The organism is Gordonia pseudamarae, from assembly GCF_025273675.1.
Classification (GTDB): Bacteria; Actinomycetota; Actinomycetes; order Mycobacteriales; family Mycobacteriaceae; genus Gordonia; species Gordonia pseudamarae.
Map to the genome: position 1 here is coordinate 5,118,480 of NZ_CP045809.1, position 20,617 is coordinate 5,139,096.

The following is a 20,617-nucleotide window of genomic DNA, read 5'->3' on the forward strand; positions in this document are numbered from 1 at the left end:
TCGGCCGGCACGGGATCAGGGTCCTCCCGACAGGACGGCGACGCGGACACCGGACCGGACGAGAACGCGGGCGGTCAGGGCGGCCGCAGGTCACGACGGTCGCGGCGAGGCAGGCGCCGGGGACGTCGGTCACCCGAAACCGGTGCCACCACCACCGCCGACGGCGCTCGGTCCGGCTCCGATCGGGCCAACTCCTCCCAGCCCGACCGACCTGATTCCACCCCGGCTGATTCGGACCGGCCGGATACGACCCTGCCCGGGTCGACCCGACCCGGACCCGACGGATCCCCATCTGCCGGGACACCACCGGCATCGGAACCGCGCCGCGTACCCAAACCCGGGCCGCCCGGCCGCCGCGGCGCGTCAACCGTCCCGCAGCGGACGCAATCGACCGCCGACATCCCCTCCGGAGAAGGCTTGCCCTCCGGAAAAGACACGCCCCCCGGAGACAATAAGGACGGGGAGGCACCACCCACCGACGGCGGACCGGTATCCAGACCGGCATCCGAGGTGACCGGGTTGCCGGCCCGCGACCCGGCGGCGCCCCGGCGGCGCAAGTCGCGACGCCCCTCGCCGTCGTCCATGCCGAGGCGCACCGGACCGGTCAGCTACACCACCGAAACCGCCCTCGACGACGAGCGGGCGGCGGTACACGTCCAGTCGACGGTCACGCCCGCGCAGCAGGTGCCGGCGGCCAAACACGGTACGACCAGCGGTGCGCCGCGCGCCAAGCCCGGATCCTTCGAGAAGCTCCGCGCACAGGACGCCGGCCGTCACCGGCCGACCGCCGAACCCGCCGGGGCGGAGGAGAGCGCCGCACCTGCGGAAGCCCGACGTACGAAACCGTCCGACCTCGTGAGCCGGACCGCCGGGATCACCACGAAGAGGCTTCAGGCCGACGGCCAGGGCACGCCGATCAAAAGGCCGGCCGACTCGCCGCAGGGCGGCAGGTCAACACCGGAGAGCAAGGCAAGACCGGAGGGTAAGGGCGGCCGCAACCGCCGTAAGGCGGCAGCCCACCCGGCGAACGACGAGGGCACCGGCAAGCTCCGCACCGTTCGGGAGACCTCCGCGGGCGGCCTGGTGATCTCCGGCGGCCTCAGCAGCCCCGTCGACGAGCTGTGCGCCGTTCTCATCGGCCGCGTCGACCGGCGCGGCCGCATGATGTGGTCGCTGCCCAAGGGCCACATCGAGACCGGCGAGACAGCCGAACAGACCGCGATCCGCGAGGTCGCGGAGGAGACGGGCATCGCCGGCACCGTCATGGCGCCACTGGGCAAGATCGACTACTGGTTCGTCAGCGAAGGCAGGCGGATCCACAAAACTGTGCACCACTACCTGCTGCGGAGCATCGGCGGTGAACTGTCCGACGCCGACTACGAGGTCAGCGAGGTGGCGTGGGTACCGTTGCGCGAACTTCCACGCAGGCTCACGTACTCTGACGAGCGTCGGCTCGCCCGGATGGCCCGCGGCGTCATCGCCGACCTCGCGGCCGATCCGTTCCGGCTGGCAAAGTCCGAGGCCGAGAGCGTCCGCACCGAACCCAACGCATATGAGAAAGCCGCAGCCGCACGCAATCAGCGCCGCAACGATCCGACACCGTCGACGCGGTCGCGGCGTCGACGCAGACGTGCGCGACGTCCCGCAGCAGGCGATGCCTGAGCGCCGTGACATGGGCCGGGCATCGGTTCTCCTCGGTGCCGTCCTGACACTGCTGCTCATCGTCCTGGCAACGCCGCCGGCTCAGGCCGAACCGTCCGGTTCAGCGGTGCCCGATTCCCATACCCCGAGTTCGCAACAGCCGGGCTCACCGTCATCAGGCACCCCGACGACCTCCGGCGTCCCCGACTCCGACACCCCCGACTCGGACAACCCGGGCGGCGATCCAACCGGGACCAACGACCAAACCGGGACCAACGACGGCGCGAGCACATTCGCCCGCGTCGACATCACCTCCATCACCCCGACGATGGTCACCGTCGACGGCCCCGGGACCGTCTCGGTGAGCGGCATGATCCGCAATACCGGGGATCGGCCGCTCCGGACGGTCACCGCACGTCTGGAACGAGGTGACCGGATCACCGACGCCGCCGGGCTGCGCACCGCATCCGCCGCCGACATCGTTCCGGTCAGCGTCGCCGGACCGTTCCGGTCGTTCGCCGATGCCCTACAGCCCGGCGGGCAGACCGGCTTCACCCTGACGCTGCCACTGTCGGACGGCGGGCTGCAGATCTCCGAGGCCGGGGTATACCCGATCATCGTCAACATCAACGCGACCCCCGACTACGGGTCCGCCGCCCGGGTCGCCGACTCGTCGACGCTTCTGCCGGTGCTGTCACTGCCGTCCGACCGGGCGCGCGCGGCGCTGTACAGCGCCACACAGTCCGACCCGTCCCTGACGGAGTCCTCTCCCGCAGAGGGTTCCCCCGCAGAGAGTTCCCCCGCAGAGAGTTCCCCCGCAGAGAGTTCCCAAGACGACAGCTCCTACGATGACGGCTCTCCCGCGCCCCGACGTGACGGATCAATACCCGCGGACACCGCCAACCCGTCGCGAATGACGCTGCTGTGGCCGTTGGCCGCGCCACCGCAGCTGGCGCCGGGCACCCTCGGCGGCGGGACCGAGCCGGTTCGGCTCATCAGCGACGACCTGGCCGGCTCCCTGGCTCCCGGAGGACGGCTCTACCGCAATCTCGACGCGCTGCGCTCGCGGCTGCTCACCGACGGCGAGGACTCCACCGAGTCGCCCGCGAACACCCCGCCGACGCCGGAGCCCGACTCGTCGACGATCCCATCACAGTCAGAAACGTCACCGACAGAAGCGTCACCGACAGGGGACTCACCGACAGGGGACTCACCGACAGGGGACTCACCGACAGGGGACTCACCGACAGGGGACTCACCGACAGGGGACTCACCGACAGGGGACTCACCGACAGAAGCGGCGGGCACCCAGACCCCCGGACCGACCGATCGGGGCCGGCCCGCCGGTGCGGACACCAACGCCGCGCTGCGCACGAGTGTTTGCCTGGCCGTCGACCCCGACCTGCTGATCACCGTGCGCGTGATGTCCACCGGATACGTCATCTCGCGCGACCCGTCCTCGCCGACATCGGCGACCACACCGGGTGAAGGCACCGAGGTCGCCGCCCGCTGGCTGGCCGACCTCAAACAGCTCGCCGCCGACACGTGCGTGGTCGCCCTGCCGTTCGCCTCAGCCGACCTTGACTCACTCGCCCACGTCGACAACGTCGGCCTGACCACCGCGGCGTTGACCAGCCCCGCCGACATCGTCGACTCGATACTCGGAATCACCAGCGTGCGCGGCATCACCATCCCCGCCATCGGGACACTCGACAGCACCGGGGCCACCGTCCTCAAGTCGGCGACCATCACCAAGGCCGTGTCGACGACCGCAACACTCGACCCGGACCGCGAGGCCGACCCGGGCGGTCGTTACAAGGTCGGCGACATCCGTGTACAGACCACCGAGGCACCGGTCACCGCGGCACTGGCCGCGCTGGGCGCCGCACCCACCACCCCCACCCTCACCCCCCGATCGCAGATCGTCGACCTGAGCCGGGAATCAGTGGTCAGCAGGCGCCAGTCGGCAGCCGCGGCGCTGGCCTTCACCGCCCTCACCCCGCCGCACTCGGTGAACGACCACACGGGCGGGGACCAGAGCAGCCCGCTGCCCGTCGGCGGGCGGAGCCAATTCATCGTGCCGCCCGCCTACTGGTCACCCACCGAGGCCGACACCGATGCGCTGCTCTCGACCGCGACGGTGCTGTTCAACGTCGGCGTGGCCACGCCCGAGGGGCTCGAGACCGTGGTGTCCGAACTCGACACGGCACGCAGACCGGCCCGGCTGCACGCGCCGCCCGGCAAACCGGCCCTGTCCCGTGGCTGGTGGGTGGTGTCGCTGGCACAGGCGGCGGCCATCAGCACCCACGCCGACCTGACATGGCAGCTGCAGTCGTCGCTCGTACGCTCCGCCGACGTCGAGGCGACGCCCGAACGATATCTGGCGCCGCTGCGCGAAGACCTGCTGCGGGCACTGCGCAGCCCGGACCGTGACTCGCCGGCCGACCGCGAGGCATACCGCGCCCACCGGGACAGATCCGTGTCGGCCGTGAACTCCACACTCACCCGGATGCGTGAATCGGTCACCATGCTCGACCCCGGCGGACGATATACCCTGGCCTCCGAACGCAGCCCGATCCTGCTGGTCATCCGAAACGAACTCGCACTGCCCATCCGGGTTTCGCTGAAGATCAGCGCCCCCGACGAACTCAACATCGGCGATGTCGGCGTGATGGAGATACCTGCCCGCGGCACCCGGCAGATCCAACTGCCCGCCAACGCCGACTCCTCCGAGGCGACCTCCGTGTCGATCGGTCTGGCCACCTCGACCGACCTCGCCCTCGGACAACCGATCACCATCTCGGTGCACTCCAACGCCTACGGCAAACCACTGTTCTACGCGACCATCGTGGCCGCGGTGCTCCTGGTGGCGCTGGTCGCCCGACGCCTGTGGCACCGCTTCCGGGGCGAACCCGACCCCGCCGACGCCGACCGGCCCGAGGCCGACGACCACGACAAGCAACTCGCGGCCAGCACATATGAGTTTCGCCGCGAGTCGACCGAGCACAACGGCGGTATCGATCAGTACCGTCGAGAGGACGCGGAAAACCCGAACCCCGACCAGCCACCCACACATCCACCCACCCCGAGCGACCCACCCACAGAAGACCGTGGAGACAGCACGTGACCCCTCAACGACCCACCCCGCCCGCCGGTGGTCCTGATCGGACACCCGGCGAGCAGCCCGGAACCCCCCCACAGGGGCGGCCGGGCCATGACGGGACGCTGCGAGGCCGGGGTCGGCCGGGTCCGGGACAGCCTCACGACGGCCGGCAGGTCCCGGGAGGACGGCCCGGGCCGGATGATGTGCGCGGAACCGATCCGGTCCGCAGGCCCGAACCACGAGCGCAGCGCGCCATCAGGCCCGAGGACCGGTTGCCCGGCCCGGCCCGGCGACCCGACCCGGCGCCGCGCGGGCGAGGACCTGACCAACCGACCCGTCGCCTGCCCGACCACCTGCCACCCGATCCCGGACAGCCCCGCGACCGGCGACCCGGTCCCGTGCAGATACCGTCGGCACCAGCCGGACGTCAGAGCCAACCCCCGACACCGCCGAACAGCGCACCACCCGGGGCACACGATGGACGGGCACACGATGGACGGGGCGGTGCCCCCCGCACGGGCGGCCCCCGGGGCCCGGTGAACTACGGCGAAGCCGCCACCCCCGCCCTCAGTCGCCGTCCCGCGGCCACCGGGTCCGGCACAACCCCGCCCGGGCCCCGGCCGGCGCAGCAACCCGGAACCCAGAAGCCCGCACCCCGGCAACCATCCGCCCGGCAGACCGACACCGTTCACCCGGACATCGCGCCTGCGGGCCGGCCCCGGGCCGTCCCACAGGCGGTCGGCGCGGGCGCCAAGACGCTGATCGCGGGCGCGGCATCGGCCCGTGAATCGAACTCGACGGGTGACGTGGACGAGGCCCGGGCCGCCGGCACATCCGCCGACACGGGCAACGCCACCCCGACCAAGACCACCCCGACCAAGACCGGGGCCGACACGCCGCCCGAGGATTCGGATTCATCGATCCTCAAGACCGGTGGTTCGATCGCCCTGGCGACGCTGTTCAGCCGCATCACCGGTTTCCTGCGGACCGTTCTGATCCTGTCGATGCTCGGCTCGGCGCTGGCATCGGCCTTCCAGGCGGCCGACGTGCTGCCCAACATGATCGCCGAGGTCGTACTCGGTGCCGTTCTCACCGCTATCGTGATCCCGCTGCTCGCCAGGGCCGAAGCCGAGGACCCCGACGGTGGCGAGTCATTCACCAACAAGATATTCACGCTGGTCGTGACGGTGCTGGGGGTGGCGACGGTGGTGGCCGTCATCGCCGCACCGGTGCTGACATACCTCAACGTCGGCGACGGCAAGGTCGATCGGCAACTTGCCACGGCGCTGGCCTATCTGCTCCTGCCGGAGATCCTGTTCTACGGGCTCACCGCGCTGTTCATCGCGATTCTGAACATGCGCGGCTACTTCAAACCCGGCGCCTGGGCTCCGGTGCTCAACAACGTCGTGCAGATCTCCACGCTGGTGGTGTACCGGCTGATGCCGGGGGAGATCACGGTCAACCCGGTCAAGATGACCGATCCTCAGCTGCTGGTGCTCGGCATCGGTTGCACGCTGGGCGTGGTGTCGCAGGCGTTGATCCTGGTGCCGTGGCTACGCCGCGCCGGCGTCAAGCTGCGCCTGGAATGGGGTATCGACGCCCGGCTGCGCCAGTTCGGCAACATGGCCGTGGCGATCATCGGCTACGTCCTGGTGCTGCAGGTCGGCATGATGATCACCTACCGGATCGCGGCCTCCGCGTCCGAGGGCGGCATCAGCGCCTACTTCACGCACTGGCAGCTGCTGCAGTTGCCGTACGGCATTCTGGGCGTCACCATCCTGACCGCGATCATGCCGCGGCTCTCCCGCAACGCCGCCGCACACGACCACGGGGCCGTCGTCGACGACATGTCGCTGGCCACCCGGCTCACGATGGTCTCACTGGTGCCGATTGTCGCGTTCATGACGTTCTTCGGCCCGACGATCGCGATCGCGGTGTTCAACTTCGGCAACTACACCCAGCACGACGCCGACCAACTCGGTTCGGTGCTCTCCTGGGGTGCGTTCACCCTCATCCCGTACGCGATGACGCTGGTCCAGTTGCGCGTGTTCTACGCGCGGGAGGATCCGTGGACACCGACGGTCATGGTGGTGGGCATCACCGGCGTCAAGGTCGTCGCCTCCTATCTGGGCACGGTCCTGTTCGACGATCCGGACCTGGTGGTGCGCTGGCTGGCGCTGTCGAACGGGCTGGGCTATCTCGTCGGCGCGATCGTCGGTCACCAGCTTCTCCGGCGCCGCCTCGGCGCGTTCCGGATGAAGGATGTGTACCGCACCACCGTGGTGACGATCGTCACGTCGACACTGGTGGCGGCGGCCGTGTGGGCGGTGTCCGAGGCGTCGGGTCTGGCCGGCCTGTCGAGCGGCCACGGCAAGGTCGGCTCGCTGGCGTATCTCATGATCACCGCCGTAGTGGTGCTGGGCATCGTGTACTCGGGGCTCGCCGCGTTCAAGGTGCCCGACGTGGTCGCGATCTTCGACGCCGTCCAACGTCTGCTCGGCCGATTCATCCCGGCCCTGGCACCCAAGACGCCGCCGTCGAAGGACGATGCGGCCTCGCTCACGCTGCAATTCCCACGGGTCGGGAACGACGACTCTCTCCCGTACTCTGGACAGGTACAGATCATGCGCCGGTTCGATCGGGGCACGTCGAGCTGGCAGTCGTACGCGGTGCATTCGGGCGGAGCGGCGGGAATGCACGGTGGGTACGCCGCGAACCGGATGGTTCTGCCCCCCGACACGAGATATCGCAGGAGAGGATTCGGGCACGTGAGCGAAACCAACAACGCCACCCAGGCACCGATCGTGCCCGAGACGTTGTCCACGGACGCCGCAGCGCCCGTCCCACCCCAACCGGCGGCGGCCGAGGCCGGGGGGATCTCCGGCGCCGCCACCAGGGCCGTCGACCTGACCGGCTCCGGTGCGCCCGACGGACCACCGCCTGCCCCCGAACCGGTGGCCCGCGGACCGCGGCTGATCGCCGGCGCCGCGGTCGCCGGCGGCCGCTACCGGCTGCTCGACGGCCATGGCGGTGCGCGCGGTCTGCAATTCTGGCGGGCCAGAGACACCAACCTCGACCGTGAGGTCGCGCTGACCTTCGTCGACGCCGACCAGCTGACGCCGCCGCCCGCGCGCGGCGCGCAGGTCAAACCGTCCGACACCGGACCGCAGGCGGTACTCGCGCGCACGCTCCGCCTCGGACAGGTCAACTCGCCCGGAGTGGCCCGGGTGCTCGACGTGGTGCGCGGCTCGTCCGGCGGCATCGTCGTATCCGAATGGGTGCCCGGTTCCTCGCTCACCGAGGTCGCCAAGTCTGGTCCGTCGCCGATCGGCGCTGCTCGGGCCGTGCGTGCCCTGGCCGCGGCCGCCGAGGCCGCGCACCGGTCCGGCGGCGCGCTGTCCATCGACCACCCGGACCGGATCCGGATCAGTTCCGACGGCAATGCGGTGCTGGCGTTCCCCGGCACACTCGCCGGCGACGACAAAGCCTCCGACGTGCGCGGTCTGGGTGCCGTCCTGTACGCGCTGCTGCTCGACCGCTGGCCGCTCGACGCCGCCACCGGGTCCAAGGTGATCACCACCGGCGACACCACCGAACAGGTAGGTGGCTTCGATGTCGCCGCGCCCGACAAGAACGGTGTCCCCGTCGAACCGCTCGACGCGCGCGCGGATGTTCCCTTCGAGATCTCGGCCGTCGCCGCCCGCGCCCTCGACGGCAACCGTGGTATCCGGACCGCGGCGACAGTGCAGCAGGTTCTCGATCAGGCGACCGTCGTCGATCTGAAGACCGACCTGCTGCCGACCATCGACACGGATCAGCCGCCGGTGTCGGTGACACCGCGCAAGCCCGATACCGATCCGCGCAAGCGCAACCTCGCGGTGCTCATCGGACTCGGCCTGGCCATTCTGTTCATGGTGCTGGCGATCGTGGCGTGGGCCACCGGCATCTTCGGCGGCGATGACGACTCGACCGACATCGATTCGATTCTGCCCACCACCTCGGCTCCGGCGACTACCACCGACAATGCCCGGGCGACGGGACAGCCCACCACTGCACCCGCACCGATCGGTCTGCGGTCGGTCGCCCTGGTCGATTTCTCCGGTCAGCCCGCCGACAGCGCCGCCAACCTGCCCAATGTGATCAGTGGGGCGGCGCCGGCCTGGCAGTCCGACAACTACCGTGGCCGTCCCGATTTCGGCGGTCTCAAGTCGGGTATGGGACTGATGTTCGCGCTGGACGGCGAGCATCCGGTCACGTCGGTCACCGTCCGAACCACCACACCCGGCTTCGACGTGTCGGTGCGGTCGGCGTCTTCGGCCGCACCGTCGGCCCTTGCCCAGACCCAGGAGATCGCCGCCGCGCGTGTGGGTGCGCCGACGACGACCATTCCGATCGACGGTTCGGTGTCCACCGGCCATGTGATGGTATGGCTCAAGTCACTGCCCGCAGCCGGAGACGGCGGATATCAGGTGTCGATCTCCCAGATCTCCATCAGATAGCGTCCGACCAGAACAAGGCACGACCCAGGCGGAACCCCCACCTGTGCACCTGTGTGACCCGGCCACCGCGGCCGGGTTTTCTCGTTCACCGACCGATTGTTCACCGACCGACACCTGTCGTTGACGTGACCGTCATCGGATCTCCACATATGCCCGGAGGCGACCGTGATCCACGGTACTCGCGAGGCAGGTTTGTCCACACACATCCAGACACTTCCGGGCAAGTCCCTTCTGACAGTCGAATACCTTGTGACGCAACGTATTCGATGGGCTATGTCCAGGTAGGCAGGGGCGCTGAGACTTTCCATCGGAGTACTTGTGCACGAAGATATCCACAGAGTTGCCCACAACTGTGGATGGTCGGTCGCACCAACACTTTCCGGTGGCGGACAGTGCACTAAGCTCACAGTCGAGCACAGGGGAGCTCGCCGGGGGACGGGGGAGTGGATGCACACTACCGAGGATGAAAATCTGCTGACCGCACACGTGCGTGGTGATCCCGATGCGTTCACCACGCTCATCGAGCGCCACCATAATCATCTGTGGGCCGTCGCCCTGCGCACCTGCGGCAATCCACACGACGCGGCAGATGCCTTGCAGGAGGCCCTGATCAGCGCCTACCAGGACGCGGGCCAGTTTCGCGGTGAGGGTTCGGCCAGCACCTGGCTGCACCGGATCGTCGTCAACTGTTCATTGGATCGATTGCGGCGCAACAAGCTTCATCGGATCGTCCCGATCCCCGACGCGGACACCGCACTGTTCGCCGACCCATCCGATCAGATGGCCGGCGTCGACCTATCCCTGTCGATCGGTGCCGCATTGCATCAGCTCACCGACGACCAGCGGGCGGTAATCATCGCAATCGACGTGGAGGGCCGTCCCCTCGCCGAGGTCGCCCGCCGGCTCGATCTGCCGGTCGGCACCATCAAGAGCCGCAGTGCGCGCGCCCGCGCCCGGATGGCCCGCCTGCTCGGACATCTCGTGGACCCCGACATGGATGCAGGAGGGATCGCCGATGCACGCACACCCCAACCCACCTGAGGACAACCGCCGGCCCCCGGCCCCGCACCCGAAAGGCCGGCACCCGAAGGACCCGCACCCGATGCCCCCGTATCCGGTCGGGGTTCTCGCCGATCTGCACGCGGGTGCCCTCGACGAGGGCACCGCGGCGCACATCCGCGCCCACCTCGACGACGATGCCCGCACCGTCCTGGCCGCGCTCGACCGCACGACAGCCGATCTGGGGAGATGGGCGCCGCAACCCGAAGCCGCGCCCGCCGAGGTGCTCGCCCGTTCCCGCGCCACCCTGGCCGCCCTCTTGTCGGACCGACCGGGCGCATCCGAGCGGCGGGACGCATCGCACCGGGCCCGGACCGCGACCCGGCCCGGCGCCACCGACCCGGCCACACACCGCCGACGTCCACGCAAACAACGTCCACGCGAACGTTTCTCCCGTGGCCGGTTCGTCACCGCCGCGGCGGTCGCCGCAGTCGTCGTCGGCGGTGTCATGGTCGGCGGTGTCATGGTCGCAGGTGTCGTGGTCGGCCCGCTCGGCTCCGATTCCACCGACCCCGATCCCGGTACTCCACCCGACACCGCCGCTTTCGCCGTGACCCCCGCCGAACGGAGTGTGCTGCTGACCGCACTCGGTTCCCCTACACCCGCCTTCGGCACCAACGCCGAACTGCGCGGATGCACCCGGGCCAACGGCATCGCCGAGGACACCCCGATCGCCGGATCTGCCCCGGTGCGCCTGCGCGGCCGCGACGCCGTGGTCATCCTCGTCACCACCGGCACAGCCGGCCGATTCACCGCCTTGGTCGTAGGCTCCGACTGCGGCCCCGGCAACCCGTCGACCATCACCGAGACTACGATCGGCGGCTGAGCGCACACCGCCTGTCGGCCACGCACGACAGCGGCGGGGAACATCACCGCATAACCTTGTGTTGTACGAGCCGGGTGTTGTACGAGCCGGATCGGTGGGTACTTGGCCGTCCCAGTGGTAAGTGCCATCACAGACAATCCCGTACACAGACAGGACCGGGCATTCACTGCCGGACATACGCAACCGGGCCGCACGCCACAGCACGGAGGAACAGATGACAGAAACCGAACGCACCGACCCGATCCACGACGTGATCATCGTCGGGTCCGGACCCGCCGGGTACACGGCCGCCGTCTACGCGGCGCGCGCCGAGCTCTCGCCGGTGCTGTTCGAAGGCACCCAGTTCGGTGGTGCGCTGATGACCACCACCGAGGTGGAGAACTACCCGGGCTTCCGCGGAGGCATCCAGGGTCCGGATCTGATGGATCAGATGCGCGAGCAGGCGCTGCGCTTCAACGCCGACCTGCGCATGGAGGACGTCGACACCCTGCGACTGGACGGCCCCATCAAGGAGGTCGAGGTCTTCGGTGAGGTGCACCGCGCGCGCTCGGTGATCCTCGCGATGGGTGCCGCCGCCCGCTACCTGGGCGTCCCCGGCGAGCAGGAACTCCTCGGCCGCGGCGTGTCCGCCTGCGCCACCTGCGACGGGTTCTTCTTCAAGGATCAGGACATCGCAGTGATCGGCGGCGGCGACTCGGCAATGGAGGAGGCCACGTTCCTCACCAAGTTCGCGCGGAGCGTCACACTTATCCACCGACGGGAGGAGTTCCGCTCCTCCAAGATCATGCTCGAACGCGCCCGCGCCAACGAGAAGATCCGGTTCGTCACCAACGCCACCGTCGGCAAGGTCCTCGGCGACACCTCCGTCACCGGGCTCGAACTCGTCGACACCGTCACCGGTGAGACCAGCACCCTGGACGTGACCGGCATGTTCGTCGCCATCGGTCACGACCCGCGCAGCGAACTCGTCCGCGGTCAGGTCGATCTCGACGACGAGGGATACGTGTCGGTACAGGGCCGCAGCACCTACACCTCGGTGCCCGGCGTCTTCGCCTGCGGCGACCTCGTCGATCACACCTACCGGCAGGCCATCACCGCCGCCGGCAGCGGGTGCGCGGCCGCCATCGACGCCGAACGCTGGCTCGCCGATCAGCCGATCGCCGTCGACGACACCGACCCAGTTGCGGCCGCGGCCGTCAGCGCGTGAACAACCACTGATTTTCCCACCCCAACAACGCAAGGAGAGCCCCGTGGGCGCCAACACGATCACTGTCACCGACGACACCTTCGCCGCCGAGGTCCTGCAGTCCGACAAGCCCGTCCTGGTGGATTTCTGGGCCACCTGGTGCGGCCCGTGCAAGATGGTGGCGCCGATCCTCGAAGAGATCGCCGGCGATCACGCCGACAAGCTGACCATCGCCAAGCTCGATGTCGATGCCAGCCCGGCCACCGCACGCGACTTCCAGATCATGTCGATTCCGACCATGATCCTGTTCCAGGACGGCAAGCCGGCCAAGACGATCGTCGGCGCCAAGGGCAAGGCCGCTCTGCTTCGCGAACTGGACGGGGTCGTCGGGTCCTGATCCGCACATGCTGAATCCTCACCGGGTCGAGTTCTCGTTCACTCAATCGTGACCCAGGTCGCACATCGTGACCCAGGTCATCGGCTGATCGACGTCGGCGACGACCCGGTGGGCATTCGGCCGCTGCTAGAATTGGCGACGCCGTCGCGAACTGAGATAATGCAGGTTGGCCCACGGTCTCACGCATATGTGTGAGCTGCGCACGAAGGTGGGGCCGAGACGGCAGCAAGGAGCGCTCGATGCGGATCTACCGGCTTGGTGATGAGGGCTCGGTTGTTTCCGAAATCAGGACGATCCTCTCAGGCCGAGGTCTGCTCCCCGGCGCGCCGACTGCCAGTGATCCGAACGCTGCCGTGTTCGATGACGCCTGTGACCGTGCGGTGCGCGCATTTCAGCAAGAGCGCGGCCTGATCGTCGACGGCATCGTCGGACCCGCCACCTACCGGGCATTGCGCGAATCGTCGTATCAGCTCGGCGCCCGTATCCTGCTGTACCGGCTGTCCGCGCCGATGGCCGGCGACGATGTGGCCACCCTGCAGTCCCGGCTACAGAACCTGGGCTACTACACGGGGCTCGTCGACGGCACGTTCGGCGAGAGCACCCACAACGCGGTCTGCCTCTACCAGAGCGAGTACGGTCTGGCCTCGGACGGGATCTGCGGGCCGTCGACACTGCGTTCGCTCGAACGTCTCGGGATCCGGGTCACCGGCGGATCACCGTACGCGATCCGGCAGGAGGAGCATGTTCGCCGTTCGGGCCCACAACTGGCCGGAAAGCGTGTGCTCATCGATCCCGGTTCCGGGGGAGCGCACGAATTCTCCGCCGGTGTGATGGCCGATTTCGAATCGCAGATCTTGTGGGACCTGGCCTCACGCCTCGAGCGCCGGATGTCGGCCGCCGGTATGGAGACGTTCCTGTCACACGACGGTCACAGCATACCCACCGACGACGACCGGGCCCGAGTGGCCAATCAGGTTGGCGTTGATCTGACCATTTCTTTACGTTGTGCGCATTATCCGAATGAACGCGCCCACGGAGTCACCACCTTTTATTTCGGCAATTCCCACGGATCCTTCTCCACGATCGGCCGCGAACTCGCGCAATTCATTCAACGTGAAATCGCGGCTCGCACAAACCTCTTGGACTGCCGGACCCACGAACGCACCTGGGATATCCTGCGACTGACCAAAATGCCCGTCGCATTGATCGACGTCGGCTATATCACCAACAGCGCCGACGCCGCACTGCTGAATGATCCGCAGACGCGTGACACCATCGCCGAAGCGATTCTGGTGGCGGTCAAGCGCGTCTACCTGCTCGGTGAGAATGATCAGCCGACCGGAACGTACACCTTCGCCGATCTTCTCGCCGCAGAAGGCACCAACTACTGATAGCCCAGTTGTCCTGATAGCCCAGTTGTCTGGGTGGGCGTCGGCTATGTCGTTTCGGTGATTGCTCGTTTCCGTGATTGACGCACACAACCCATTCCCGCACCGACCGCCGCACCCTGACGCATCGACAGGTCGATCGCGGCTTTCATCACCAGCTTCTCGAGCGCGCTCTCCACTTCCGCTTTCCAGCCGAGACCTTCGTCGAGCTCGAGCCGCAGTCGCGGAAACCGCGGATGCGATGCGATGACGTCGAAACCGCTGTCCTTCAGGAAGCCCGCGTCAATGATGCACTCAGGACAATAGTCGCCGGTTCCCGAGAGTGCCGGATCGGTTGGACGGTTCCCCGAACCATCGTTCGGCCCAGGGGTTTGCAGGATTTCCCTGGCCACTTCGGCGATCGTCTCATCGGTCCATTCGGTGATATCCGGCGGGATCGTCGCCGCGGCCGGCCGATGGGCGAGCAGCGACGCGGCTGCCGAGCGGCCGGACAGATCCTCGGCCAACCGCGAAGTGTCGCCGGGCTGTACGATGCCGAACGCCTCGATCGCACGCACACCGCGGCGGATGAGATCGGTGATCACCGCATCCAACAGTCCGGGCGCGCTGTCCTCGAAACCCGGTTCCATACGGATCGCGGTGAGCAGCACCGCATCGGCACTGACCGGAGCCGTGGGGAAATGGTAGGAGCGCGGGACGCGACCGGGCGGAGCGTAGAAGGCGGTACCGACGACATGGCCCGTGGTCGATTCGATGGCGAGTTGCCCGCACGTGCCCCACTCCAGCAGGAGTCCGGAGATCCAGGCTTCCTTGTCGAATTCACTGCGGAATCCGTCAATAGCATCGGGTGAGATCGGGAATAGGTCATCGAACGGTGCCGTGTCAAACAATCCTGGGTCAAACAACTCCGGCCCGAACGCGGTTGTATCGGTGCCGATCTCGATATCGAGCTCGAGAATGATCTGCGCGGTGTCGCCTATATCGGAGGATGCCGGCGTCGCGGGTTCGACTTCCCAGAAGACGCACTGGCGGGCATGTTTGGGCAGGCGTTCGAATGCCTCGAGGTCGAGGTTGGTGACTGTCACAGCCATCGGACAGTACCTATACCTGTCTCGACGCCCTGGTTCATACGAATCTTGTTTATTCCCAAGGTTTTTGGCTTCAACACCGGTACGCCTCTATCCTTCTTCGTCACTGTGACGTTTCTGTCCCTGGTCCCCGTACGGACTTTTCCGTCGTCAGAAAGTCACCCATGACCCCTATTGTCGCCGCAGAACGCACCACCGCGCATCCCGGCACTCTCGCCGAGTCCGCTTACGGTCATCCCTGGTCGATCACGCCCATAATTCTCTCGAGATCATCCACCGACCCGAACTCGACAACAATCCGTCCCTTCTTCTTACCGAGACTCACCGTCACGCGCGTATCGAGCCGGTCCGACAACCGTTCCGCGAGGTCCTGCAAACCGGGCATCTGCATCGGCCTACGACGAACCGGAGCAGGGGAGGGAACCCCGTCACGGTTGGCCAACGTCACCGCTTCCTCGGTGGCGCGGACCGACAGGCCCTCCGCGACGATCCGGGCGGCGAGGACCTCCTGAGCATCGGCACCGGTCTCCAAAGCCAACAGCGCACGCGCATGTCCCGCCGATAGGACACCTGCGGCCACCCGTCGCTGTACAGGAATCGGCAGTTTCAGGAGCCGGATCATGTTCGTGATCACCGGCCGCGACCGGCCGATCCGGCGAGCGAGTTCCTCGTGCGTCACCCCGAATTCCTCGAGCAGCTGCTGATACGCCGCCGCCTCCTCGAGAGGATTGAGCTGAGCACGGTGGATGTTCTCCAGCAATGCGTCCCGGAGCATGTCGCTGTCGGCGGTCTCGCGGACGATCGCCGGGATGAGCTCGAGGCCGGCCACCTTGCTGGCCCGCCAGCGGCGCTCACCCATGACGAGCTGAAACCTCACCCCGTCGTCGGTCGGCTGAGCCAGCTCCCGGACGACAATCGGCTGCATGAGCCCGAACTCGGTGATCGAGTGCACGAGTTCGGCCATCGCGTCCTCGTCGAACACCGAGCGTGGCTGGTGCGGATTCGGCTGGATCTCGGACAGACGTAGTTCGCGGTAGGTGGCCGCGAATCCGTCACCGGTAGCCGATTCCGGGGCAGCTGACCCGGAGATCGCCAACTCGGATGCTGTCGTATTGGAATCGGAACCCGCGACTTGCACAGTGGGGACGCTGGTGATGCCGTTGGAAGGCTTGGCCTTGCCCGTCTTCTCCTTCTTCCCGTTCTCCGATTTCCTGGTAGTCGGGGGAGTGGAGGAGTTGCCGGTGTCCTTGTCATCACCCGATGATGGAGCGGTTGTGACGTCCGGGCTAGGAGCGCGTCCGATGATGACATCGGCGGCCGTATTACCGAGGCTCGGGCCTTTTGGGGCCGAATCATCTTCTGGGGGCCCAGTGGGAATCAGAGCCGCGAGCCCTCGGCCGAGCCCGCCCCGACGGGTCGATGTGTCACGGCTCATCGGTGTTCCTCCGAAATCTGGTGTCGTGGATATTGGGTCGCAACGGTAGTGGACGACGACGTAGCGCAACGTCCGTCCCGATTACTCCATGATGCTGCATCTGTGGTTCGACAACCACAGGTATGACGAGAGTCGGCCGATAAGGCACGATCATCATCGCCCCGATCGCGCGTGATCGCTTCTCGGCAAAACCAGTGCCCTCACAGCGGTCGGCTGACTCAGCGGGTTCTGGTAATTGCGAAGGCACGCTCGGCGATCTCGCGCGCGGCGTCGAGGTAACTCATCGCACCGCGTGAACCCGGGTCGTACTCGATGATGGTCATCCCGTATCCGGGTGCCTCGGATACCTTCACACTCCGCGGAATGATCGTGTTGAGCACTTTGGGGCCAAAGTGTCGTCGTACCTCTTCGGCCACCTGGTCGGCCAGCTTGGTGCGGCCGTCATACATGGTGAGCAGGATGGTCGAGACATGTAGGTGAGGGTTGAGGTGCGCCTGTACGAGTTCGATGTTGCGGAGCAACTGTCCAACGCCCTCCAGCGCGTAGTACTCACACTGAATGGGGATCAACACCTCGTTCGCCGCCACCATCGCATTGACCGTCAGCAGTCCCAGTGACGGCGGGCAGTCGATGAGGACATAGTCAATACCGAGGGCATCAAGACGAGCGTCATCGAGGGCGTTACGCAACCGATTCTCGCGTGCCACCAACGACACCAGCTCGATCTCAGCGCCCGCCAGATCGAGAGTGGCAGGGATGCAATAGAGGTTCTCCTGCGACGGGCACTTCTGCGTGGCCTCGGTCAGATTAGCCTCGCCGAGGAGGAGTTCGTATACCGAGTCGATGCCGGCGGCGCGGTGGTCGATTCCGAGCGCGGTACTCGCGTTGCCCTGCGGGTCGAGATCGACAACCAGAACTCGGATGCCGTGCAATGCGAGACCGGCAGCGATATTGACGGTCGTCGTCGTCTTACCGACGCCGCCCTTCTGGTTCGCGACCGTGATAACACGGCGGCGCGGTGGCTTGGGCAGCTGGCCCGCGGCACCCGGCGTCAGAACGCGACTGGCGCGTTCAGCCGCCTTCGCGATCGGGGTGTCGTCGAGGGAATGCTTGGCAGTGCCTCTTCGTGACAAGGTTTCACGTGAAACAACCGGGTCTTGACCGACCACGCTTGGACTCCTTAACCCGATGGGGGATTGTGTGCCGAACCCCCGGCACTTCCTCTATCTTGCGCTCTGAAGTGCCGACTTACCAACCCCAGCGGCGTGTGTGCACGATTCGGTGAGTTCTCCACAGGTTCGCCGGGTCTCGACTCTGCGGCGCCGCACAAATCGGCGAACGAATAGGGCAGCCACCGACGTCGATGGATCGATATCGACATAGCGATAGGCCTGGATGGAGAGCGCCGTCATCACAGTTCGGTGCGACGTTGATGCCACACTCGATGTACCTCCGATGGTGGTGGAGGGGAGGGGTTGGCAATCACCACCCGCCACCGTCCCTCCGGGATCAAAACCGGGACCAAGTGTGATCACGGACTGTTTCACGTGAAACGCGGTTTCACGTGAAACATCGAGCCGACCACACTGACACAAGGACCGATACCTTCTGTATCGGGCGCAGCAGATCAACACATCGCCGCCGGCTCGCCGGCGAGTCGGATCATTCCTGTATTCATTCAGGTGGCGACCACGCGTCACGGAACACCTTCCTGCACGAATGCCTCCACGCCCGCTCGCAGTGCGACGTCACGCGGGTCTTCCGATCGAAGGCGCGCACTCACTCCGTACAGATCGTGGAATCGTCAGCCCAGCTGATCCAGTACCTCTACGCCGGTGGATCAGGTCGATTTCCGGCACGGGTCACCTGATAGGGCTTCGCGACGCAACAGTCAGCGGGGCCCGCCGATCACGTCAGCGCGAGAGCCGGTCAATGCGATCGTGGTGAGTCGGATGGCAGGTGGTACTGACTGCCCCTCGACCACGAGGCACCAGGTGTAAGACCCGGCCAGCTTGTGAACGCGTAGGCGTTCGATGGGGGTGAGTCCGCCGATGCCGGAGGCCCCCACCTGTTCCGAGTCGCCATGCCGTTCACAACCTCCCCGAGTGTTACACCGATCGCGCCGACATGTCCGGTTGCGCAACCACCGCGCGAACTCAGATACCGAACCCATCCGATCGACGGAAGGTCAGCCATTCTGCTGGGATCACCGTCTACTCCCTGGACGATTCCCGGACAGATCATACTGCCGACTACCCCACCGGCACACCGCCAATGCACGATGCTCGTGTTCGCCCGACACCGACCAATCCAGTCGTCGAGGTTCAGTCCATAGACAAATCGCACCTCCCAACACAGCCACCGGTTGGCTGGCATGTGAGGAACGCTGACGAATCAGTGGACGGCCACGCTCTTCGATCGGGATGCATCCCAACACCGAACGCTTGAGTGCTCCACCCGGTCTGTGTTCTCTACCCGGCACCGAGCAATGCAAGCATCATCGGCAAGCCATCATCGTGGTACGCCGAGCGCATGCACGCGGTGGCATTCCACGGTCCCGTGAACGAAAGAAAGCCACGCCGACAATCGGTACCGGCAAGCAGACCGCCGAACCGAACCAGTCCCAATCTCCGCACCGTTTCCCACCGGGACGCCGAGACTTCGGTTTCACGTGAAACAATGGACCTGTATCACGAATCAGCGCTTCGGACAACCTGACGCCGCCACGTGCCAAAGATCCCGATTACACCTACACCTCCCGGCTATTACCGCCATCCGCTTCACCCGACCTACTGGGCGTCCACATTCCAGCCCTGCCTTCCTCCGTCCCGCCGGGGTAGGGGAGTGGAGACATCTTGAACAGTCGGGACCAATACCGGGAACCCTCGTCGAGCACCGCAGTCGCAACAGTCTGTCACGTGACGAAATTGTCCAGCCACCCCGGTCACACCAATCACGAGCACTTCTCACCCTCGGGCACCCAGATATTCGGCGATGAAGACCACCACCGCTGGCCATGCATTCCTGCTACCACACCCATTGCCCGCGTCTCGACGAGTTGTGCTCGCTTGCTGTAGTACCGCGCAGTTCCAAGGAGGCACGTGTCGCGGACCGTTGTTCACAAGGAGGCCGGCATGTTTCACGTGAAACATGCCGGCAACCGCACGTCACGCCGCTGCTGGGAACCACCACCAAACGGAACGCTCGCACGTCCCAGATGGCACACACCGTTGACGTCCTCCCGGCCGTGAACGACCGGGATTCCTACCACGCCACTCCCGTGGCGTCTTGGCGGGTTCCTGTTTCACTGGGGCTCGCTTTCCGCTAGGCGGTAAGACTGACAGCCCCTCCGCAGGCGTTTAGTCTCTCGGAGCGTCCCTCCGCGAGAATGTTTCTGGCGGCATTGAGGTCGCGGTCGTGGACCACCCCACACGCCTGACATGTCCACTCTCGAACCGAGAGCAGCTTCGGGCCATCCTGCACTCCGCACGTCGAGCACAGTCGCGAGGACGGGAAGAACCGATCCACTTTCCCGACGTACCGTCCGTACCGGGCGGCTTTCTCCTCCACCATGCGGGTGAACATCACCCACCCGCCATCGTGTACCGACTTCGCCAATCGAGTCCGCGCAAGACCCGAGACACACAAGTCCTCGACGTAGATCGCTTGGTTCTCGCGAATCAACGCCGTGGACTGTTTGTGCGCCCAGTCCTTGCGGGAATCGGCCACCCTGGCATGCACTTTGGCGGAGTGGCGTGGTAGGAATCCCGGCCGTTCACGGCCGGGAGGACGTCAAATCGGACGGACGTCCACACCATCGACCGCGATGTCGATGTTTCACGTGAAACATGGCAGTACCCACGAGGGGAGAGGAGCGACGGCCCGGAGTCGTCGGAGCGGCGCGGGCACCCCTGTCACAGATCGCGCCGCCAACCATCCCCTCTGCCAATGCCAGATGTTCCAGATACGCGACCACCAACCGCGGAGCGTCATCC

Annotated in this window: 12 protein-coding genes; 8 read left to right on the forward strand and 4 right to left on the reverse strand. The window is 66.6% G+C overall.

The window, feature by feature from the left end:
• The first annotated feature begins 417 nt into the window (after positions 1–417).
• The 8 genes from GII31_RS22355 (at position 418) to GII31_RS22390 (ending at position 14,102) form a co-directional block, all read left to right on the forward strand.
• The gene (locus GII31_RS22355) at positions 418–1,662 is read left to right on the forward strand and encodes an NUDIX hydrolase (protein WP_246222016.1); all 1,245 of its coding nucleotides are present in this window, start codon (positions 418–420) and stop codon (positions 1,660–1,662) included.
• Positions 1,655–4,768, forward strand: a complete 3,114-nt coding sequence (locus GII31_RS22360; RefSeq protein ID WP_260840205.1) for a hypothetical protein — start codon at positions 1,655–1,657, stop codon at positions 4,766–4,768. Before GII31_RS22355 ends, GII31_RS22360 begins: the two co-directional genes overlap by 8 nt.
• A 512-nt stretch (positions 4,769–5,280) precedes the next feature.
• Entirely contained in the window at positions 5,281–9,243 is a 3,963-nt protein-coding gene (gene murJ / locus GII31_RS22365; RefSeq protein ID WP_407649861.1) for a murein biosynthesis integral membrane protein MurJ, read from the forward strand.
• Positions 9,244–9,690: 447 nt separating this feature from the next.
• Positions 9,691–10,284, forward strand: a complete 594-nt coding sequence (gene sigM, locus GII31_RS22370) for an RNA polymerase sigma factor SigM (RefSeq protein ID WP_213245621.1) — start codon at positions 9,691–9,693, stop codon at positions 10,282–10,284.
• Between the two features lie 61 nt (positions 10,285–10,345).
• The gene (locus GII31_RS22375) at positions 10,346–11,128 is read left to right on the forward strand and encodes a hypothetical protein (RefSeq protein ID WP_213245623.1); all 783 of its coding nucleotides are present in this window, start codon (positions 10,346–10,348) and stop codon (positions 11,126–11,128) included.
• Between the two features lie 214 nt (positions 11,129–11,342).
• Positions 11,343–12,335, forward strand: coding sequence for a thioredoxin-disulfide reductase (gene trxB / locus GII31_RS22380; RefSeq protein WP_213245625.1), 993 nt, complete (start codon positions 11,343–11,345; stop codon positions 12,333–12,335).
• Between the two features lie 43 nt (positions 12,336–12,378).
• Positions 12,379–12,711, forward strand: a complete 333-nt coding sequence (trxA, locus tag GII31_RS22385) for a thioredoxin (RefSeq protein WP_213245627.1) — start codon at positions 12,379–12,381, stop codon at positions 12,709–12,711.
• Between the two features lie 239 nt (positions 12,712–12,950).
• The gene (locus GII31_RS22390) at positions 12,951–14,102 is read left to right on the forward strand and encodes an N-acetylmuramoyl-L-alanine amidase (protein ID WP_213245629.1); all 1,152 of its coding nucleotides are present in this window, start codon (positions 12,951–12,953) and stop codon (positions 14,100–14,102) included.
• A 44-nt stretch (positions 14,103–14,146) separates the two neighbouring features.
• Here GII31_RS22390 and GII31_RS22395 read toward each other — a convergent pair whose 3' ends face one another.
• The 4 genes from GII31_RS22395 to GII31_RS22410 form a co-directional block, all read right to left on the reverse strand.
• Positions 14,147–15,190, reverse strand: a complete 1,044-nt coding sequence (locus GII31_RS22395) for a hypothetical protein (RefSeq protein WP_213245631.1) — start codon at positions 15,188–15,190, stop codon at positions 14,147–14,149.
• A 229-nt stretch (positions 15,191–15,419) separates the two neighbouring features.
• Positions 15,420–16,622: a ParB/RepB/Spo0J family partition protein gene (locus GII31_RS22400; protein WP_213245633.1), complete on the reverse strand. Its 1,203-nt coding sequence runs from the start codon at positions 16,620–16,622 to the stop codon at positions 15,420–15,422.
• 218 nt (positions 16,623–16,840) lie between these two features.
• A complete protein-coding gene (locus GII31_RS22405) occupies positions 16,841–17,791 on the reverse strand; it encodes a ParA family protein (RefSeq protein WP_287384386.1) in 951 nt (316 codons plus the stop codon).
• Between the two features lie 2,155 nt (positions 17,792–19,946).
• The gene (locus GII31_RS22410; RefSeq protein ID WP_260840206.1) at positions 19,947–20,363 is read right to left on the reverse strand and encodes a transposase; all 417 of its coding nucleotides are present in this window, start codon (positions 20,361–20,363) and stop codon (positions 19,947–19,949) included.
• Positions 20,364–20,617: the final 254 nt, after the last annotated feature.